Below are 18,081 nucleotides of genomic sequence, written 5' to 3' on the forward strand. Positions count from 1 at the left end.
AGCACCGCAGCCGCCCATGAGGCGGTTTTTTATTGCCTGGAGAAAAGCATGGGCGCAGCACGCAAGATTAATATCCAAGGCGCCAAGGGCGGCGAAGAGAAACCAAAAACGCCAACGGAAGCCCCGGACAGTCTGCGCTCGGTGGCCATCGCCAAAATGCTGATTGCAGTGGGAGAGGGTGAGTTCGAAGGAACGCCGACTGCTCAGGACATTTATCTCGACAACACCCCTCTGCAAGACCCTCAGGGCAACATGAACTTCCCGAACGTTAAGTGGGAATGGCGCACCGGTGCGGTGGACCAGACCTATATCCAGGGCATCCCGTCGATCGAGAACGAAACCACCATCAGCACCGAACTGCGTAGTGGTACTCCTTGGGTTCGTGCAATCAACAACGTCCAGCTTTCGGCAGTGAGGGTTCGCTTCGCCTGGCCAGCGCTCCAGTCTGTGGACGCCGGCGGCAACATCAACGGGTACCGGATTGAGTACAAGGTTGAACTGGCAACCGACGGCGGCGCTTACCAGCAGGTGCTGAGCGAGGCTGTCGACGGTAAGACCACCAGCGTGTACGAGCGAACCCGCCGAATCGATTTGCCAAAGGCTACTTCTGGCTGGCTGATGCGTATCACGCGACTGACGATCAACCAGAACAACAACAAAATCTCCGACACTATGCAGATCGCCGGCTTCACTGAGGTGATCGACGCCAAGTTGCGGTACCCGAACACCGCGCTGCTCTACATTGAATTTTCCGCCGAGCAGTTCCGGAGCATTCCGGCGGTGACCGTCGAGACCAAGCTCAAGAAGATGCAGGTGCCGAGCAATTACGACCCGGTGTCGCGTTCATACACCGGTATTTGGGATGGCACCTTTAAGCAGGCTTGGACCGATAACGCGGTCTGGATGACTTACGACATCACCACCGCCGACCGCTTTGGCCTTGGCCGGCGCATCAAGCCGTGGATGGTCGATAAGTGGGAGCTGTACCGGATCTCGCAGTACTGCGACCAACTGGTGCCGGACGGGAAGGGTGGCCAGGAACCGCGCTTCATCTGCAATCTGAACCTGCAGAGCAAGGCTGATGCCTGGTCGTTGCTGCGGGACATCTCGGCGATCTACCGGGGGATGACCTATTGGGCTCAGGGCCAGGTATTCACCCTGTCGGATATGCCGCGCGCCACTGACTTCGACTTTGCCTACACCCGGGCGAACGTCATCGATGGCAAGTTCACCTACTCGAGCGCATCAGAACGCACCCGCTACAGCCGGGCATTGGTCAGCTACGACAACCCTGCGAACAACTACGACACCGACGTCACGGCCGTGACCGACCAGAAGCTGCAGCGGCGCTATGGCGACAACCCGTTGGAGATCAGCGCGATCGGCTGTACGCGTGAGTCGGAGGCACAGCGCCGCGGCAAATGGGCTTTGCTCACCAACTCCAAGGACCGGGCGGTAACGTTTCGTGTCGGCCTGGACGGGCGTATTCCGCTGCCTGGCTACGTCGTTCCGATCGCCGATGAGTTGATCGCTGGACGGCCTGTCGGCGGGCGTATCTCTGCGGTGAACGGCAAGGTCATCACGCTGGACCGCGACACCCAGGCCAAGCCCGGTGACCGGCTGATCCTCAACCTGCCCGACGGCAAGTGCGAGGGGCGCACCGTGCAACTCGTCAGTGGCCGGCAGGTCACAGTAACCACAGCGTACTCCGTGGCACCTGAGCGGGAACTGGTGTGGGCGCTCGACGCTGACGACCTGGCCATCCCGCTGTACCGGGTGACCAGCGTTTCCCGGCCAGAGCCTGGCGTGTTCGAGATATCGGCTGTGCAGTACGACCCGAGCAAGTTCGCGCACATCGATACCGGCGCCCGGCTGGAAGAGCGGCCGATCAGCGTTATTCCGATCACCGTGGTTCCGGCGCCGGCCAGCGTCACGCTGACATCCAGCTACGCCGTGAATCAGGGCATTGCCATCAGCACCATGAACATCTCGTGGCCCGCCGTGAATGGCGCGATTGCCTACGACGTGGAGTGGCGCAAGGACAGCGGCAACTGGATCAAGGTGCAGCGCACCGGCTCGACGAGCGTCGACGTCACCGGCATCTACTCGGGCGCCTACGTGGCCCGGGTTCGCTCGGTGAGCGCCTTCGAGATCTCGTCGATCTGGAAAAGCTCGAACCTGACCAACCTGGAAGGGAAGGTAGGGCTCCCGCCGGCGGTGGCGTTCCTGACCACCACCAGCCTGGTCTATGGCATTGGCATTCAGTGGGGATTCCCGCCGGGCGCCGAGGACACCCAGCGCACGGAGGTGTGGTACAGCCAGTCGGCGGATCTGTCGACTGCGGCCAAGCTGAGCGACTTCAGCTACCCGCAGGCCGCGCACGAAATGCACAGCCTGCTCGCCGGTGCGAGCCTGTTCTTCTGGGCGCGCCTGGTGGACCGGACTGGTAACGTTGGTCCCTTCTTCCCGGTGCCCGGTGCCGTCAATGGCCAGGCCAGCTCAAAGCAGAGCGATTACGAAGCGTATTACGCGGACAAGATCGGTAAGGGGGCGCTTTACCAGAGCCTGCGCGAAGAGATCGAGTTGATTTCGGGTGATGGGCCAGAGTCGGTGAATGCGCGCCTGAGAGAGGCCAAGGCGGAGCTTGAGGGACTGCTCGGCCAGATCACCGGCGCCGTGCCATTCGATCCGGCCAAGCCGTACCTGGCCGGCTCATTCGTTCAGCAGGACGGCCACATCTACCAAGCCACCCAGGCGGTGCCGGCAGGCGTAACGCCACCGAATGCGACCTACTGGAAGGACATCGGTACGATTCTGGAAACGACCAACGCGCTCACCCAACAGGTTGCGCTGGTCAGCAACAAGATCGAAGAGATCGACGGAAAGATCGTGGCCACCGCCACCTCGGTGGAGGCTTTGCGCTCTGCTGCTCGTGGTGATGACGGCGCCGGCGATCTGGCCGACGCAATCAAGGGCTGGACGTCTACGGCTGATCTTGCTGTAGAGCGTAAAACCCGTGCCAGCGAAAGCGATGCGATGGCTCAGCAGCTGCTCACCCTGGGCGCGCAGGTCGGCGACAACAAGTCCTCGCTGACTGTACTGGAACAGGTTGTTGCATCGAACCGCGAGACGTCCGCAGCGCAGATCACCAAACTGAACAGCGATCTGTCTGTGGTTGATCAAAAGGCGACCGGCAATGCCCAGGCGCTCACCAGCCTGGATACAAAGGTCACGAACCTCGACGGGAAGATCACATCCCAGGCGTCGAGCAATGAGGCGCTGCGGGCTTCCGTTCGCGGTGACGATGGCTCTGGTGATCTGGCAGGAGCGATTAAGGCATGGGAGTCCACCGCGGCCATCAGCACAGAGAAGCGCGTGCGCGCATCTGAAATCGAGGCCCAGGCCAAAGTTTCGGAAACGCTGCAGTCGAGCATCGGCCAGACAAGTGCCTCTGTCCAAACGGTCAGTGAAACCGTGGTTCAGCTCAACGGGAAGGTGTTGTCTCAAGTCACCATGAAGGCTCAAACGGTAGTGGATGGCCGAAAGGTCGCCACGGGGTTTGCGTTTGGTTCGAACGGCGAGCAGTCCGAGTTTCTGATCATGGCTCAGCGGTTCGGCGTCGTGAATGAAATCGACGGCAAGGTTATTCCGATGTTCGTGCTGGAAAACAATCAGGCTGTCTTCAACACGGCGATCATCAGCAAGGCGATCATCCAAGAGATCATCTTGGGGATGGTTCTGCGGTCGCCGACCGTGGACTCGAAAGGGAGGCCTTTGCTGGAAATCAATATCCCGGCGGGCACGTTCACGGTTCGCGGTGAAGGTGCTGACGGTTCAACTCTGCTCGACAATACGGGCGTGGCTGTGTACGACGGAAACGAGAAACGGCGCGGGAAGTTCGGGAGGATTTCTTAATGGGGGAATATGGCTTGGGAACGTGGGACGGAAACGGCGTTCAGCTGCTCGGCCCCGCTTCATTCACGATGAGGGTGGTGCTATCCACCCTTGTTACTTTCGCCAGCGGCGGGGGAGCTTCGACCCAAACGTTCAGTGTTCCTGGCTGCACGCCGGAAAACAGCTTTGCGGTAATCGTGCCTATAGCTGCGTACAACGCAGGCAACCAATTGCACCAAGTTCAATTTGAGCCAGAGATATTGAATGGCTCGGTGCGAGTTTGGCGAGGGCATCGAACAGCTGTGAATGGCTTGTATGCCTTCGGAACTCAGCGACTTATCGTGGCGAGGTTCAGGTAATGTCCTACGGGTTTGAGTTCATCAATAATTCGGATGCAGTGGCGGTTGACTCGGAGTTTGCTCGCATTGTCGTTCTGTCTAAAGGCCGCTTTATCCCAACCCAAGAGTCAGGAATGGGGTCGATGACTTACTTCGAAAAAGTAGTCACCACTCAGGAGCCGCCGTTGGTTTTCGTAAAGCCGGATCGTGTTGCTGCTGTCGCTGGACTTTGCAGGATCCTAATCACGGGATCGGCGGGTAACTGGACGGGTTTCTACGTGCGGGCCTACAACAACGCCACAGCGCAGCCAAATGGCAGCTACTTTGTGGCTGCATTTCAGGTGAGCCCCAGTGCCGGGTACGGCGCCCAGCTGTTTGATGCGAATGAAAGTCTGATTTTCGATACCGGCAGTCCCGTCGCCGTGTTCACGAAGTCATATCAGTCTTGGTCATACGTAACGTCGGGCACGGACTCTCAAGGAATACCCATGGTTTACTTCAGCGTTCCGTTTGATTTCTCTTCGCCCGACTACATGCTGATTAACAATTTCGGCATGGATATGGCCGGGGCACAGACAAGAGACGTCAGCCTCTACTGCTGGTGGGACTTCCCAGGTAAGCGACTATGGGCGATCACCATCGGCGCAACAGCTATGAGCACGCTGTACCTGCCTGCAGTTTTTGCCCGCAGCCAAGCGTAAGTCTTAATTGATATAGAGCCCGCCAAGTGCGGGTATTTTTTTGCCTGGAGAAACCTATGGCTTCTTGGTTTACAGAAGGAACGGTAACAGTCACCAACGGAAACGCCGTGGTGGCTGGTGTCGGCACGAAGTTTTCAAACTGCCGATCTGGTGACATGTTCGTCGGGCCTGATGGCGGAATCTATCAAATCGTTAATCCATCCAGCGATCTCGCAGTGTCAATCTCGCCGGCCTACCGTGGCCCTACCGTCGCCGGAGCTGCTTACGGCATCGTCCCCGTTAATGGCTACCCAAAGGCTTTAGCTGACGCGGTCAACCTGATGGTGCAGCAGTGGGGCGCAACACTGGCAGGTCTGGGTACGGTCTCCACGCAAAACGTGGTTCCTGTGACCATGGGCGGCACCGGTGGCACCAATCAGGCTACAGCACGCTCTAGCTTAGGGCTTGGCAGCGCCGCAGTGGCCAACATTGGCTACGAAAACGGAAACGTGGCGAACTCGTATTCGACTGGTCGAACGCTAACGAGCGTGGCCCAAAGCTGGTTGACCAATGCGGTACATGGGTTTGATCCAAACCTTTATCCGCCAGGCTCTCCGAACATGCCAGGCGGCGGTACAGGCTACTGGTATAAGCAAATCATACGTCACTCTGATTCGGCCAACAGGCTGACAATCGCCTGGCCTTATGGGCTTGATGGGAACTCGGGCACCATTAAGTTTCAGTCAATTTTCAATGGCGGCCTTACGCCCTGGATTGAGCTGTACCACACCGGGAACACCACTCGCGCCGCTGACGGCACACTGAAGGCTATCTAATGACCACTCGCGCAGCAGTAAACATTCTCGGTGCCGACGGCGCCGTCATCGATGTCACGTCCCTGGGCGTTAGCGCCATCACCACCGAGCACCCGGGCCCCGGCCAGTATCTGGTGCACGGAACGCTTGGGATGGTTCCACCACCAGAGGGGTGGGGCTACGTCTTGAACCAGGTCGACGCCGCTTGCTCGGTAGCCATCAGTTACAACGAGGACGTGCTGGCCGTAAGCGTGGCCAAGGATGGCGAGCCCGTCGACTTGGCCCACAGCATCACTTTGCACGTATCCGTGGATTCCTTGCCCGTTCAGGAGGTGCCGGAGCTGACAGCACCTGCAGCTGACCCGCTGGAATTGGCTCAGGCCGAGATCACCCGGCTACGGGCCGTCGCTGACTATGCGATCGCGCCACTTCAGGACGCCGTGGATGTCGACGAAGCCACGGACGCAGGCCTCGCGGCACTCAAGTCCTGGAAGAAATACCGAGTAGCGCTGAGCCGGGTTATTGAGCAACCGCAGTACCCGGATGCCATTGAGTGGCCCGTCGTGCCTACGTAACTGCAAACGGTCGAAGCCGCCCGCCTTGAGCGGGTTTTTTATTGCCTGGAGAAAAGCATGTCGATCACCGAAACCCGAGGGGTGCGCAACCGCAATCCTGGAAACATCGATTACGTTCCGGCCAACCAATGGCAGGGCCAACTCAAGCCGGACCCGGCCATCGAGAAACGCTTTGCCCGGTTCGATACGCCGGAGAACGGCATCCGTGCCCTGGGCAAGCTGCTACTGACCTATCAGCGCAAGCACGGGCTCAAGACCGTGAAGGCGATCATCAGTCGTTGGGCGCCGTCTGTGGAGAACGACACCGCCGCGTACGTCCGCGCCGTCGAGGCGAACACCGGAACCCAGTCCGGCGCCGAGATTGATCTGGCCCAGGCTCCGGTAATGGCCGGTTTCGTCAAGGCGATCATTCATCACGAGAATGCTGGCTATGCCTATCCTGATGCGGTGTTGGCCGAAGGCGTGCGGAGGGCGCTGGCATGACGCCGGTGCAGAAGCTGGCCGTGATCCTGCTGGCCATGGCCGTGAGCTTCGGCGCCGCCTGGCAGGTGCAGGACTGGCGGTATGACGAGAAGCTGACAGAGCAGGCTGCGCAGTTCCAGACGGACCTCAACGCGATCGGCAATGCAGCAACCGCCCAGGCGCGCGCCGAGCAAGACAAGCGCCTGGCCATCGAGCAGCAACTGGCCACCTCCGACCAACAACACACCAAGGAATTATCCAATGCTCAGCGCAACCAGGCTCTGCTGCGTGACCGTCTTGCTACTGCTGATGTGCGGCTGTCAGTCCTCCTTGCCGAGGATCCAGCCAGTGGCTGCGACGTGCCTGCCACCCCCGGCGCCGTCGGCGTGGTTCATGCAGCCCGTAGAGCCCAACTTGACCCAGCGCATGCTCAAAGAATTATCGGCATCACCGACGATGGGGATAACGCCGTGATCGCGCTGCGGGCGTGCCAGGCGTATGTCAGAGCTATTGCGCGCTGAGGGTGATGAGCTACGCTTTCCGCTTGAATGCTAAGGACGGCAATTTTCTATCAAAACTGACAGGCTATTATGGACAAGCAGCTGGCAGGTCTTTCATTTCTTTTGACGCTTGGATGGGTAATTGCTGTAGTGGGCGTCATATGGTTTTTCGGTAGATGAAAAAACTGTAGGAGGGAACTTGCTCCGCATTTAATGGCTCCCATGAGTACACCCATTTGGATATGCAGTCATGAGCATCGGTGCAAGATTGAAATCTGAACGTCTGAGACTTGGATTGTCCCAATCTGCGATTGGTACGATTGGTGGAGTGGAAGTGAACGCTCAGGGACGGTATGAGAGCGGGATTCGGCTTCCGCGGGCGGATTACCTCGCATCGGTCGCGAAATCCGGCGTCGACATCCTGTTCGTGATCACTGGCAAACGCACCGAAAACGGTAACGCGGATTCGGTTAAAGCTGCTGAGGCATTGGACAGTGCAACAGAGTGCCTCGAAAAGGCAAAACAGCTGATGCACTGATTTATTTCTAATCTTTGAAGAGTGGCACGGTGATCAAGTACACAACTGCGCTGCCGCTCCTGATGACTCTCACGTGGGTCATAGCAGCCGGATCGTGCATCTACGCGTTTTCGTAAATTCAGTCGCCCATGGGCTGTATTAAAGCAGGCCCTTTGTTCCGCACATTGCCCAAGGCCGTGTCGACCTTGAACCATTCGAAGGCCTCGGCCGGCTCGCCTTGGTGCAGCACCATCTGCTCGGCGCGCTCCTTGGGCGTGGCTGGGTCCAACCATTCCCGGGCCAGGTCCGGCGTCAGCACCACAGGGCGCCTGTCGTGGATGTCCACCATGCCGCCGGCGCTGTCGGCGGTGATGATCACGAAGCCGTCATGCTCGCCCGGTCCTTCATCGCTGTCAGGCAGTTGGCCAATGGCTGCGCACAGCACGGGCGCGCCATCCCGCCGGCGGATCAGGTAGGGGTGCTTTTTCGGGCCGCCTTCATCGACCCATTCAAACCAGTTATCGATGGGCGTGATTGCCCTGTGCGGCCAGATCGCGCGGAAGAACGGTCCGTGGGCCACCTTCTCGACGCGGGCATTAATCGGCGCGGCGCGATCTTTGGCCCAGTGTGGCCGCCAACCCCAGCGCACCAAGTCGGCGTGCAGCAGGTCGCCCTGCAGGTGGAGCAGGGCAACTTGGGTTGTCGGGGCGACGTTATAGCGCTCTAGCGGCAATTCGCCGACGGAGTTCGCCAGTGCATTGGGCATGCTCAGCGCTGCAACGAAGTCATGAATGCCGCTGTACTGGGAAAGTCTTCCGCACATGGCCAAGTCCTCAATCTGAAACCTGAGCTTAGACAATGGTTTTCGGGCGAGACGTTAGCTCGTTCAGCATCCCGCGTAGCCTCTCGACTTCGCGCACGTTGACTCTTTCCGATGTTGTGAGGGTGTCGATCTGCTTGCGCATGACCGCTGCTTCGGCGCCGCGCTGCCTTAGATATCCGGAGAATTCGTCTTTCTTTGCCTGCGCTTCAGCCAGCATCGCGATCAGGCCGAAGATGTCTGCCCTGGCTTTGCGCAGTTGCAGGTTCAGTTCCTGGATCTCATTCTCCAGGAGGCGGGCATGCTGCTTGTGCATTTCGAGAGGCGAGGGGATGCCAAGCCACCCGCAGGTGTCTTCATCGATGTTCATGGGTGAATATTCCGAATGCTGTATTTGTGTACAGTATTCGAGATTTTGACGTGACGCGATTTGAGGCGACGAGAGGCGTCCAGATTGTTGGGAACTGCTGTACTTTATACTCCCGTTGTCGGGACAAGTCGCCGCTCTCAGTGCATTGATACACTTAGCTTCACAGTTGCTTAGCAAATCTTTCAACTGCCCCTAGAACCTCGCGGGCTCCAGATTGAATTTCCAGTATTACGCTTCCCGCCTGTTGAGCCAGCATCAGCCCTTGCTCGGCCTGGGAGCGACTATTACCCATGTTTGCTACAGCTTGATCGACTAGAAGCTGATTTTTTTGCACTACCGCTACGATTTCCTCAGTCGCGTTACTGGTTCTTCCTGCGAGTTGCCGTACTTCGTCAGCGACAACCGCGAATCCTCTACCTTGTTCTCCTGCGCGAGCAGCCTCGATTGCCGCGTTCAGTGCTAAAAGATTAGTTTGAGCAGCGATTCCACCGATAGTTTGTACCATTGAACTGATCAGATACGATTGCTTACCTAGTGCTTCAATGCCTTCTGAAGCAGACGATATTTGGTCGACAATTTTGTTCATTGTACCGACCGTTTTCTGTACAACATCTGCTCCTCGATTTGCCGAAATATCAGTTTGCTGTGATACGTCGTAGGCAGTGCTAGCTGCCGAACTAATCTCTTGTTCTCGCTGGACTTGATGGGTGACTACTGTGGCGAATTTTACAATCTTATAAAGTTTTCCACTGTTGTCATAAACTGGGTTGTAGGTAGCCTCAAGCCAAATTTCCCGGCCAGAACTATCTATTCTTTTGAATCGATTTGCCACGAAATTTCCCTCATTCAGAGTTTTCCAGAACTGCTGGTACTCTGAAGAAGAGGCATAGGTGGGATCACAAAACAAGCTATGATGCTTTCCTACTAATTGTACAAGTGAATAGCCCACAGCATTTAAGAAGTTAGCATTCGCGGTGATAACTCTTCCTGATGTATCAAATTCTATCACTGCGGTGGATCTAAGGAGCGCCTGGATGAATTCGCTATTTTCACGCGCCTTATCTATAGATTTGGTAGCATCTAGTCCATAACAACTCATATGGGTTACACGACCATTCTCATCTTTGATTGGGCACCAAGCTGCGTGTATCCAAACCATTCGTTCGTCGGCTGCAATATATCTGTAGTCATCGCTGACTGCTCTCCCTTCAGACATTGCTCGCATAAAGTTTTTATAACAAGGCAGATCTTTGACGTATGTGGGGGAAATGGTACCTAGCGAGGTACCTATTAATTTATTCTGTTCGTAACCTACCAGGTTTGCAAAGTTTTTATTAATGCAGGTGATCGTCATGTTGCTATCGACAGTCATGGTGAGCATTTCTGCATTGACTCCATCCTGTAGCTCTTGCTGTCTTTTAACCTCACCCTTTAATTCCGTTAGCTCTGTTTTTAAAGTTTTATTAAACATATAGACGCCCGAAGTTAGGGTGCGTGGGTCGCTTAGGTAAAGCATTGGCAGCAAAGAAAAAAGTTAGCTAGCTAAGCGCGTTGGTTGTTCGATTTTGTGCCAATTTTTAGTGTAGGTTAATTCTTGCGCTTGGAGTGGAAATATTAAATCGGCCGTTTTTTCGTAGTTATCAAGGTTGATTCTTGATAAGTGAGGCTTTGTCTATTCGATTGAGTGTGTGGCTTTCAGTTAGTGCTCAAACGAGTTTCGGCCTATGGTGAGACACGGCGGTTGGGGTAAGCATTTGAATTCGTTGAGCTTGATATGCTTTGGATGAGGAGCTTTTGAGCGATTACCAGTGTTTTTAACGCTGTATAAGGGTTTCTCAACCGTCTCGTATCCAATATGCCTTCTCCAACTGACATATTACGTCTGCGGGCCGGCCCCACCGCCACGGCAGGCAGCAGTGGATGCGCTCGATTAGCTTTCGCCATGCCTCTTTCCGTCCAGCTGGTTCCTATAATCGATTGCTTTCGATGAGTGCGCTGATGGCAAGCGCTATTTAGAGCTCTAGTCGGGCGTCATTAGAACAGCCAGGGTCAGCTTGATGAACTCATCGTTACCTTCGATGGTGTGCAGGGCCCCGCGTATGTTCTCAGCCACTTCAGCGGATCCGCGCTGTTCGACCCAGTTCGATAGCTCCATGATCGAGGCTTCAAGGGCTAGCTGGTTTTCGTACAGTTTGGAGAGCAGGGAAGGGAGCAGGTCTGAGTTGGGCATCGGCGTTCCTCTGGTGGAGTGAACAGCGTAGCAGTTGGCGATTGGGGCTTATCCCAAGGTCATGAGTATCCGCTCTCGACCCAAGGCGGCCTTTCGAGGAAGACAGCTGACGGCCAATTAGCCGCCATTCATGAAAAGCCGCTTTCGATCACAGCAGATGCTCAACGGTGTCCAGGAAAGCCGGAGCGATTCAGCTGGCGTATTAGTGGCACGCTAGGCGGTTATGCCGCGAAAGCAATCAGTGCTCGTAATTCTGAGAGATCGGGGGCCATCCCATTTAGCAGATAGATCATTAGTACAGACAGTGAAGAAGGTTCTCTGGCCAATTAGGACTCTGTGATTCGTTATAGGGTGTACTATCAACGATTACCCATCAGAAATCAGCTAGCCATGTCCGCGCAAAACAAAGAGAGCCGCCAGATCGTAGCTGCTCTGGCGCACCGGGTTGGCCCCAATGCTGATACTGCAAGCATCGCGCAAGCGACTGTCTCGATTTTGGAGACTATGCGCGCAGCACTTACCCCCATCATTGGTCAGCAGGGGGTCGCAGCGCTTTATCGACGCAGCCTTCATCTCTGCGCCTCCCGCCAGCCGCACCTGGCCCACATATCTGATCGTGTGCAAGCCGCGCTGGACCTCAACGCTCTTAATTCTGAACTCGTTACAGAAAGCGAAGCAGACGCCTTGTTGTTTGGTGAGGTGATGCTGACCACCTTCTACGAACTGCTCACTACGCTGATCGGGCCCTCGCTCACCGCACGCTTGCTTCGTGACGTGTGGAATCCTTCTTTGAGCGACACATCTGCGCAGGAAAATTCGCCATGAACACCAAAGTGACTATCAACCGCTTGGCCACCGGGGTGCCAGGATTAGACGAGGTGCTGGGCGGGGGATTGCCGGAGTTTTCGTTCAACCTTATCGCCGGCCCGCCGGGCTGTGGCAAAACCACCCTAGCGCATCAAATGATGTTCGCCCTGGCGACGCCCGAGCGTCCGGCATTGTTCTTTACCGTGCTCGGCGAGCCTCCGTTGAAGATGCTGCGTTACCAACAGCAATTCGACTTTTTCGACGACGAAGCTATAAATCAATCGATCCGTTACATCAACCTGGCCAGTGACACCCTGGCGGGGGATTTGGATGAAGTGTTACGCCGAATCGTCGCGGAGGTGGAGGCATACTCACCGGCGCTGGTGTTCGTCGACTCGTTTCGTTCAGTGGTGCTAGCGAGTCAGACTCAGGACAACCCCAATAACAACTTGCCGCAGTTCGTTCAGCAATTGGGCATGTTGATGACCACTTGGCAAGCAACAACCTTCCTGATTGGCGAATACTTTAGCGAAACTGATACCAACCCAATTTTCACCGTAGCCGACGGCCTGATCTGGCTGCGCCAGAGCGTGCAGCGCAATTCCATGGTGCGCAAGATGGAAATCATGAAGATGCGCGGCCAGCCGACGCTGCCGGGGTTGCACACCTTCCGCATCGCCACGTCAGGCATAAAGGTTTTCGCGCCGGCACCGCTCAACCACGTTAATCCTCCCCCGACGTTTCCGATGCAGCGCCTGAAAATGGGTGTGCCACAACTCGACGAAATGCTTGGTGGTGGCTTGCCCCGTGGATACTCGTTATTGGTGGCAGGCCCGTCAGGTTCGGGCAAGAGTATTCTCGCTGCGACGTTCCTCGCCGAGGGCGCGCGCAATGGCGAGACCGGCGTGATTGCGGTATTTGAACAACGCCCCAATCATTCCCAGAACGCCACTCTTGCGGGGTTGATTAAGGATGGAAAAGTCGGTCTGGTTGATAGCCGTGCACCGGACTTATCCATCGACGAAATCGTCCAGTTGCTGTTGAGCGAAATAAGCCGTCTAAACGCCACGCGCGTCGTGATTGACTCCCTATCAGGTTTCGAACTGGCGCTGGCCCCGACATTTCGTGAAGACTTCCGTGAGTCGCTGTCGCGCATGGTGACGGCTCTTACTGGTGCAGGCGTCAGCGTATTGATGACCTCCGAGCTGGAAGACCGATACACCGACCTGCGCTTCAGTCCTTACGGCACGGCATTTCTTACCGATGCAATCATCGTCCAGCGTTACATTGAAGTGCAGAGCCGCTTGTTGCGGATCATGGCTGTGGTCAAGGTGCGGGCCAGCGCTCATTCCGATGAGCTGCGGTTGTACCAGATAGACGATGATGGCTTGCAAATCGGCAAAATGTTGCCAGATAAGGAAGGATTGTTAGGGGGGCGACCTACCCAACAGCGTACGGTCACATTCGAAGGATGAGCGAAATATAATGAGCGAGGCCGACGGCAAGAATGACCAAGCTATAGCTACTGCAGCACGTGAACTGTTCCTTCTCGGCCAGAAAACGGTCGCGGCGCGTGCGGTTCTAGCAGCGGTTCATAAGGAACTCAATCAAGCCAATACTCAACTCGTCGATAGTCTCCATGTCGAGCAATTGATTGAGGCCAACCAGCAGTTGGTGCTGTCAATTCTATCCGCGCAGTCGGATGCGGAAAATCCGACAAGCTCCCAGACAGAACAGCAAATGTACCTCGAGATGCGCGAGGCAAATGAGCAATTGGTGATAGCCGCGCTTAGCGCACAAGACCTGCAGGTTGCAGCGGAACATGCGCTGGAGCAGCAACGCAATTTTCTAAACCAGGTGGCCCACGAACTGCGAAATCCTCTGACGCCCATTAGCTTGATTGCTGGCAGGCTGGTACGTGTCCCTCGCGAAGAATTACCCCGCATGCAGATGTTGATTGAAGGCCAGGTGAAGCAGATGTCCCGACTGGTCGAAGACTTACTCGACATTGCACGCGCCAGCACCGGCAAATTTCGCCTTGATTGCCACATTGTCGATATGGCTCAAATCATCCATGAGGCAATAGACATCTGCACCCCGATGATGGTCGCTAATAACTTGCATTTCAGTTCGAAACTGCCGGATTGCACTTTGATGGTTAACGGCGATGCAGCGCGCCTTACTCAAATCCTTGGCAATCTACTGGGCAACGCAGCGAAGTACACGCCTGCGGATGGTACGGTCATTCTGACAGCAACAACTCAAGCCGAATATTTGGAGATACTTATTCGCGACAACGGTATTGGTATAACTCCCAACGCACTACCGTTTATTTTTGAGCCCTTTGTACAGGATGTTCACGCGGTGGGTTTCAACGGGGCGGGCCTGGGCATTGGTCTGACGGTCGTGCGTGAGTTGATCGAGGCCCATGGAGGTACGGTGACTGGTACTAGTGAGGGAGAAGGGAAGGGAAGCGAGTTTGTAATGAGACTACCCCTAGCGAGCCATTGACGGCGCCTAGACGGGAAAAGGCTTTCCAAAGGCCTAACTGTAAAGCATTGAATGACTGCTTTTGGCCGAAAGCGGCCATACGATGTGTCTCACGAGTCGTGGGCTATTGGTGGTTTGTGTTCGGTCGGCAGGACGCCGGGGGCGGGTGTTATGCATTTCCGGCATGGCCGGGAATTTCCCCGCTGGGACCACTTCTGGAACCAACGGGTGCATTTCTGTGCGTTACGGGTGATTACTCATGGCGACTAGGCCCAGCAAACACTGATCATCAGCAATCACCGCAATGCATTTTATACTGCATGGTGATGTTAGCTGTGGAGATCAATTACTTTACCTATCAATAGCTTGGAGTGCGCTAATGTGAGCCGGGCCCATTTTGTGGCCCAGGCCAACGGGCATACGTCGGCAGCGACATCAAGGCTTGAGGCCCAGTCGCTGAGCAGAAAAATGGGTGCATGTTGGAATTTGGCGCGCATTGTCGCATATGTCAGGCGGGAGTTGTATGGCGGTGCAAGGTTGGATTTGCCTGAGTCTCCGGCATCGCCACCCACAACAACCCCAATGCAACCGCGGCCACACCCGCCAGGGTCAGGAACGCGGCGTTGTAACCCGCCCACTGCACGACAAAACCCGCCAGGCTGCTGCTCAGGGCCGCGCCAAGGCCGAATGCCGTGGACAGCGCCCCCAGGCTGACATTGAAGCGCCCGGTGCCCTGGGTGAGGTCTTTGACGATCACCGGAAACAGCGCGCCGAACACCCCGGCGCCTACCCCGTCAAGCATCTGTACCGCGACCAGCCAATAGGGATCACTGGACAGCGTATACAGCACGCCCCGCAGCGGCAGGATCATAAAGCCGGCGAGCAGCAGCGGCTTGCGCCCCCACACATCGGCCTTCACGCCCACCAGCCAGGCCACCGGCACCATCACCAACTGGGCCGCGACGATGCAGGCCGAAGTCAGCGGCGTGGCCATCTGCAGGTTGATCTGCGACAGCTTCTGGCTGACCAGCGGCAACATCGCCGCATTGGCCAGGTGAAACAGCGCGCAGCAGATTGCAAATAGCATTAAGGGTTTGTTTGCCAGAAGCACGGACATCCCCGAGGGCTGTTCGTGTTCGACGCTATGGGCAGGGTCGAAGCCCCGCGCTACCTCGTGGTCGATTGCCTTGGCTGAAACACAACTGACCGCGATGACACTGGCCACTGCCATGACCGCCATCAGATAGAACACTGCCACCGGGCCGAACAGGTAGGCGAACCCGCCAGCGAGCAGGGCAGCCACCGCGTTACCGGCGTGGTTGAAGGTTTCGTTGCGGCCGGTGCGGCGGGTGAACGCCCGTGGCCCGGTAATGCCAAGGGAAATCGCCGAGATGGCTGGCGCGAACACCGAGGCCGCTGCTGCACTGGCTGCCTGGGTCAGCGCCACCAGGCTGAAGGAACTGACGAAGGGCAGGAGCAGGCAACTGGCGGTGACCAACAACGCGGCGATCACGATCACCGTGCGTTTGCTGTGGGTTCGGTCAATCAATGCGCCGGCCGGCGTCTGGGTGAGCAACGCCGCAATCCCGGCGAGGGTCATGACCACCCCGATACTGGCGGGGTCCCAGTGGTGCACCGCCAGCAGATAAATCGCCAGGTAAGGCCCCAGTCCGTCACGGACATCCGCCAGGAAGAAGTTCAGGCTGTCCAGGGACAGTGTGTTGCGCAGGTCAGAGCGAGTGGCCATGGCACGGTCTTCAGGCGAGAGGTCGGTAGCCATAGTGACCTATGGCATGAGGGGATAGTTTCTGGCGCAGGCGCCGCACAAGCACAAAGATTTACAAAGTGGCGCCTATTGCATCGAAATATAACGCTGGTGGGGATTTTTTCAGGGGATTTTATTGTTAACAGTTGAACATCCCATAAGCCTGGCTTATTTTCCGTCCGTTCGCCCTACAGCGAAGGCTCTTTACCGGTTCATGGATGGCGAGGCTTTTGGTGTAGGGCGAACCTCTTTTGTCGCAATGACTAGAAAGTTTAGGAGACGCAATGGACATGCTGTCACCCCAAGAGGCTATTTCCAGCAATAAGGAAGCCTGGAACGCGTCCGCCAGGCTGCATAAAAACACTGCCAGTTGGAAGGCCTTGCTTGAGGATGTCGCCAAGCCCGACTTTTCGCGTTTTGACCCGACGTTGACCGCATTGCTGCTCAAGGTCGGTGTCGATGGCAAGGACGTGGTGCAACTGGGCTGCAACAACGGTCGGGAAAGCCTGTCGCTTTTCGGGCTTGGCGCGCGAACGGTGGTGGGAATCGATCAGTCCGAAGCTTTTCTGCAACAAGCTCGCGAGTTGGCCGACGCTTCGCCCCACAAGCCGGAGTTCATCGAAGCTGACATTCACCATCTCCCCCGGGGGCTCACCGAGCGCTTTGATGTCGCCTTGATCACCATCGGCGTGCTGAACTGGATGCCGGACATCGCGTTGTTCATGGCCCATGTCGCCAGCACCCTGAAGCCCGGCGGCAGCCTGGTGATTTACGAAACCCATCCGTTCCTGGAAGTGTTTGACCCAACAGCGGCCAACCCGATGCTGCCGGTCAGTTCGTACTTTCAACGTGAACCTTTCGTGCAGCAGGAGGCCATCGTCTACGAAGGTGAGACCGAAGGTGTTGCAGCTGCCTCCTATTGGTTCGTGCACACCTTGGGTGCGATTGTCAGCGGTGCCATCGCCGCCGGGTTGCAGATCACTCATCTGCAGGAGTTCGCGCACTCCAATCGCGAGGAACTCTACGACCAGTATGAACACCAGCCCGCGCAACTGCCCCTGTGCTACACCCTCACCGCAATCAAACGCCCGGGCTGACTGACGGTCGCGCAGGCAAAAAAAAGCCCGCGAGGAAGGCGGGCCAAGGTGTTCACTGGAGTAGGTAGCCTTCACCCTATCGCTCGATAAGTGAAGGCCATGTGAAAACCGTGTCGCAAGGACGGATGTTCAGTCTCTTCAGCTTCTGCGCACAAAGGTACGCATGGTTTGCCCCGGGCCAGTACTGAAACGGGTAGGGCGGGGCATGCCTTCATCTGCTGCGATAAACATGAAGTGATCACCTTCCAGCTGGTAACTCGCAAGCAATCGCTTGCCAGCATCTTCACCCATCGAATCAACCCAGGTAATGCTTTTGGGTGCCGTGCTGGCATCGAGCGTGAAGCTGCCTGCCAGTAACACCTCACCGTCGACGGTCACTACCCGGAATTGATCTCCCGCGATCGTGGTAATGGCACCGGGAGCACTGTGCGCATCGGCAGGGTTGGACACGCCGCTGTCTTCGAGCGCCGTTTGTTCCCAGGCGCCTTGAAGCGCTTGAAAATCATCCATTGAAACAGATGTCATACAAATTCCTTTTTTGGTTGAAAAATGACCAGTCAATGGGGCGGATTTCCAAGGCCTGACGGATTACCTGAATCGATTTTGTGAGAAATGTCTTGTTTCACATGACTGCGTGCGAATTTTCCTAATAATGCCGGGTGCTTAGCGCTATTTTATGCGCTGTTTCGGACACGGTTCTTTACAAGTTCGTCTACGCTCA

Annotated in this window: 17 protein-coding genes and 1 pseudogene; 11 read left to right on the top strand and 7 right to left on the bottom strand. The window is 56.5% G+C overall.

What is annotated here, in order from left to right; translation table 11 throughout:
* Positions 1–48: 48 nt before the first annotated feature.
* The 7 genes from D109_RS0127065 to D109_RS0127100 all read left to right on the top strand — a co-directional run bounded on the left by D109_RS0127065 (position 49) and on the right by D109_RS0127100 (position 7,802).
* Positions 49–3,915 (top strand): phage tail protein, encoded by a 3,867-nt coding sequence (locus D109_RS0127065; RefSeq protein ID WP_017479644.1) that lies wholly within the window; start codon positions 49–51, stop codon positions 3,913–3,915.
* A gap of 337 nt (positions 3,916–4,252) precedes the next feature.
* On the top strand, positions 4,253–4,933 hold the full coding sequence (locus D109_RS0127075) for a hypothetical protein (RefSeq protein ID WP_017479646.1): 681 nt from the start codon (positions 4,253–4,255) through the stop codon (positions 4,931–4,933).
* Positions 4,934–4,989: 56 nt separating this feature from the next.
* A complete protein-coding gene (locus D109_RS1000000132390; protein WP_017479647.1) occupies positions 4,990–5,748 on the top strand; it encodes a hypothetical protein in 759 nt (252 codons plus the stop codon).
* Between the two features lie 131 nt (positions 5,749–5,879).
* Positions 5,880–6,302, top strand: a complete 423-nt coding sequence (locus D109_RS0127085) for a tail fiber assembly protein (protein ID WP_256219593.1) — start codon at positions 5,880–5,882, stop codon at positions 6,300–6,302.
* Between the two features lie 57 nt (positions 6,303–6,359).
* Positions 6,360–6,785 (top strand): structural protein, encoded by a 426-nt coding sequence (locus D109_RS0127090; protein WP_017479649.1) that lies wholly within the window; start codon positions 6,360–6,362, stop codon positions 6,783–6,785.
* Positions 6,782–7,285 (top strand): lysis system i-spanin subunit Rz, encoded by a 504-nt coding sequence (locus D109_RS0127095; protein WP_017479650.1) that lies wholly within the window; start codon positions 6,782–6,784, stop codon positions 7,283–7,285. The genes D109_RS0127090 and D109_RS0127095 overlap by 4 nt, the downstream gene beginning before the upstream one ends.
* A 229-nt stretch (positions 7,286–7,514) precedes the next feature.
* Positions 7,515–7,802, top strand: a complete 288-nt coding sequence (locus D109_RS0127100; protein WP_017479651.1) for a helix-turn-helix domain-containing protein — start codon at positions 7,515–7,517, stop codon at positions 7,800–7,802.
* A 118-nt stretch (positions 7,803–7,920) separates the two neighbouring features.
* On the opposite strand, the gene D109_RS0127105 is transcribed toward D109_RS0127100, so the two are convergent.
* The 5 genes and pseudogenes from D109_RS0127105 to D109_RS0127120 all read right to left on the bottom strand — a co-directional run bounded on the left by D109_RS0127105 (position 7,921) and on the right by D109_RS0127120 (position 11,201).
* Positions 7,921–8,604, bottom strand: a complete 684-nt coding sequence (locus tag D109_RS0127105) for an SOS response-associated peptidase (RefSeq protein ID WP_017479652.1) — start codon at positions 8,602–8,604, stop codon at positions 7,921–7,923.
* Between the two features lie 28 nt (positions 8,605–8,632).
* Positions 8,633–8,971, bottom strand: a complete 339-nt coding sequence (locus tag D109_RS0127110) for a hypothetical protein (RefSeq protein WP_017479653.1) — start codon at positions 8,969–8,971, stop codon at positions 8,633–8,635.
* A 160-nt stretch (positions 8,972–9,131) separates the two neighbouring features.
* Positions 9,132–9,653 (bottom strand): methyl-accepting chemotaxis protein, encoded by a 522-nt coding sequence (locus D109_RS1000000135380; RefSeq protein ID WP_256219614.1) that lies wholly within the window; start codon positions 9,651–9,653, stop codon positions 9,132–9,134.
* 12 nt (positions 9,654–9,665) lie between these two features.
* Positions 9,666–10,487 (bottom strand): annotated as a pseudogene (locus D109_RS1000000135385) (PAS domain-containing protein); the annotation flags it as partial.
* Positions 10,488–10,991: 504 nt separating this feature from the next.
* Positions 10,992–11,201: a hypothetical protein gene (locus tag D109_RS0127120; RefSeq protein WP_017479655.1), complete on the bottom strand. Its 210-nt coding sequence runs from the start codon at positions 11,199–11,201 to the stop codon at positions 10,992–10,994.
* 390 nt (positions 11,202–11,591) lie between these two features.
* On the opposite strand from D109_RS0127120, the gene D109_RS0127125 reads away from it, so the two are divergent.
* The 3 genes from D109_RS0127125 to D109_RS0127135 are packed head-to-tail and all read left to right on the top strand — an operon-like array spanning position 11,592 to position 14,519.
* Positions 11,592–12,026 carry a hypothetical protein gene (locus D109_RS0127125; RefSeq protein ID WP_017479656.1) on the top strand — a complete coding sequence of 145 codons (435 nt, stop codon included), beginning with the start codon at positions 11,592–11,594 and terminating at the stop codon, positions 12,024–12,026.
* Positions 12,023–13,483, top strand: a complete 1,461-nt coding sequence (locus D109_RS0127130) for an ATPase domain-containing protein (protein WP_017479657.1) — start codon at positions 12,023–12,025, stop codon at positions 13,481–13,483. The genes D109_RS0127125 and D109_RS0127130 overlap by 4 nt, the downstream gene beginning before the upstream one ends.
* Before the next feature lie 10 nt (positions 13,484–13,493).
* On the top strand, positions 13,494–14,519 hold the full coding sequence (locus tag D109_RS0127135) for a HAMP domain-containing sensor histidine kinase (protein ID WP_017479658.1): 1,026 nt from the start codon (positions 13,494–13,496) through the stop codon (positions 14,517–14,519).
* A 487-nt stretch (positions 14,520–15,006) separates the two neighbouring features.
* On the opposite strand, the gene D109_RS0127140 is transcribed toward D109_RS0127135, so the two are convergent.
* Positions 15,007–16,245 (bottom strand): MFS transporter, encoded by a 1,239-nt coding sequence (locus D109_RS0127140; RefSeq protein ID WP_026078245.1) that lies wholly within the window; start codon positions 16,243–16,245, stop codon positions 15,007–15,009.
* A gap of 302 nt (positions 16,246–16,547) precedes the next feature.
* Here D109_RS0127140 and D109_RS0127145 point away from each other — a divergent pair, with 302 nt between their 5' ends.
* Positions 16,548–17,360, top strand: a complete 813-nt coding sequence (locus tag D109_RS0127145) for a bifunctional 2-polyprenyl-6-hydroxyphenol methylase/3-demethylubiquinol 3-O-methyltransferase UbiG (RefSeq protein WP_017479660.1) — start codon at positions 16,548–16,550, stop codon at positions 17,358–17,360.
* A gap of 138 nt (positions 17,361–17,498) precedes the next feature.
* Here the strand turns inward: D109_RS0127145 and D109_RS0127150 are convergent, their stop codons facing one another.
* On the bottom strand, positions 17,499–17,885 hold the full coding sequence (locus tag D109_RS0127150; RefSeq protein WP_026078246.1) for a TIGR03067 domain-containing protein: 387 nt from the start codon (positions 17,883–17,885) through the stop codon (positions 17,499–17,501).
* Positions 17,886–18,081: the final 196 nt, after the last annotated feature.

Source organism: Pseudomonas sp. PAMC 26793 (genome assembly GCF_000313235.1).
Classification (GTDB): domain Bacteria; phylum Pseudomonadota; class Gammaproteobacteria; order Pseudomonadales; family Pseudomonadaceae; genus Aquipseudomonas; species Aquipseudomonas yamanorum.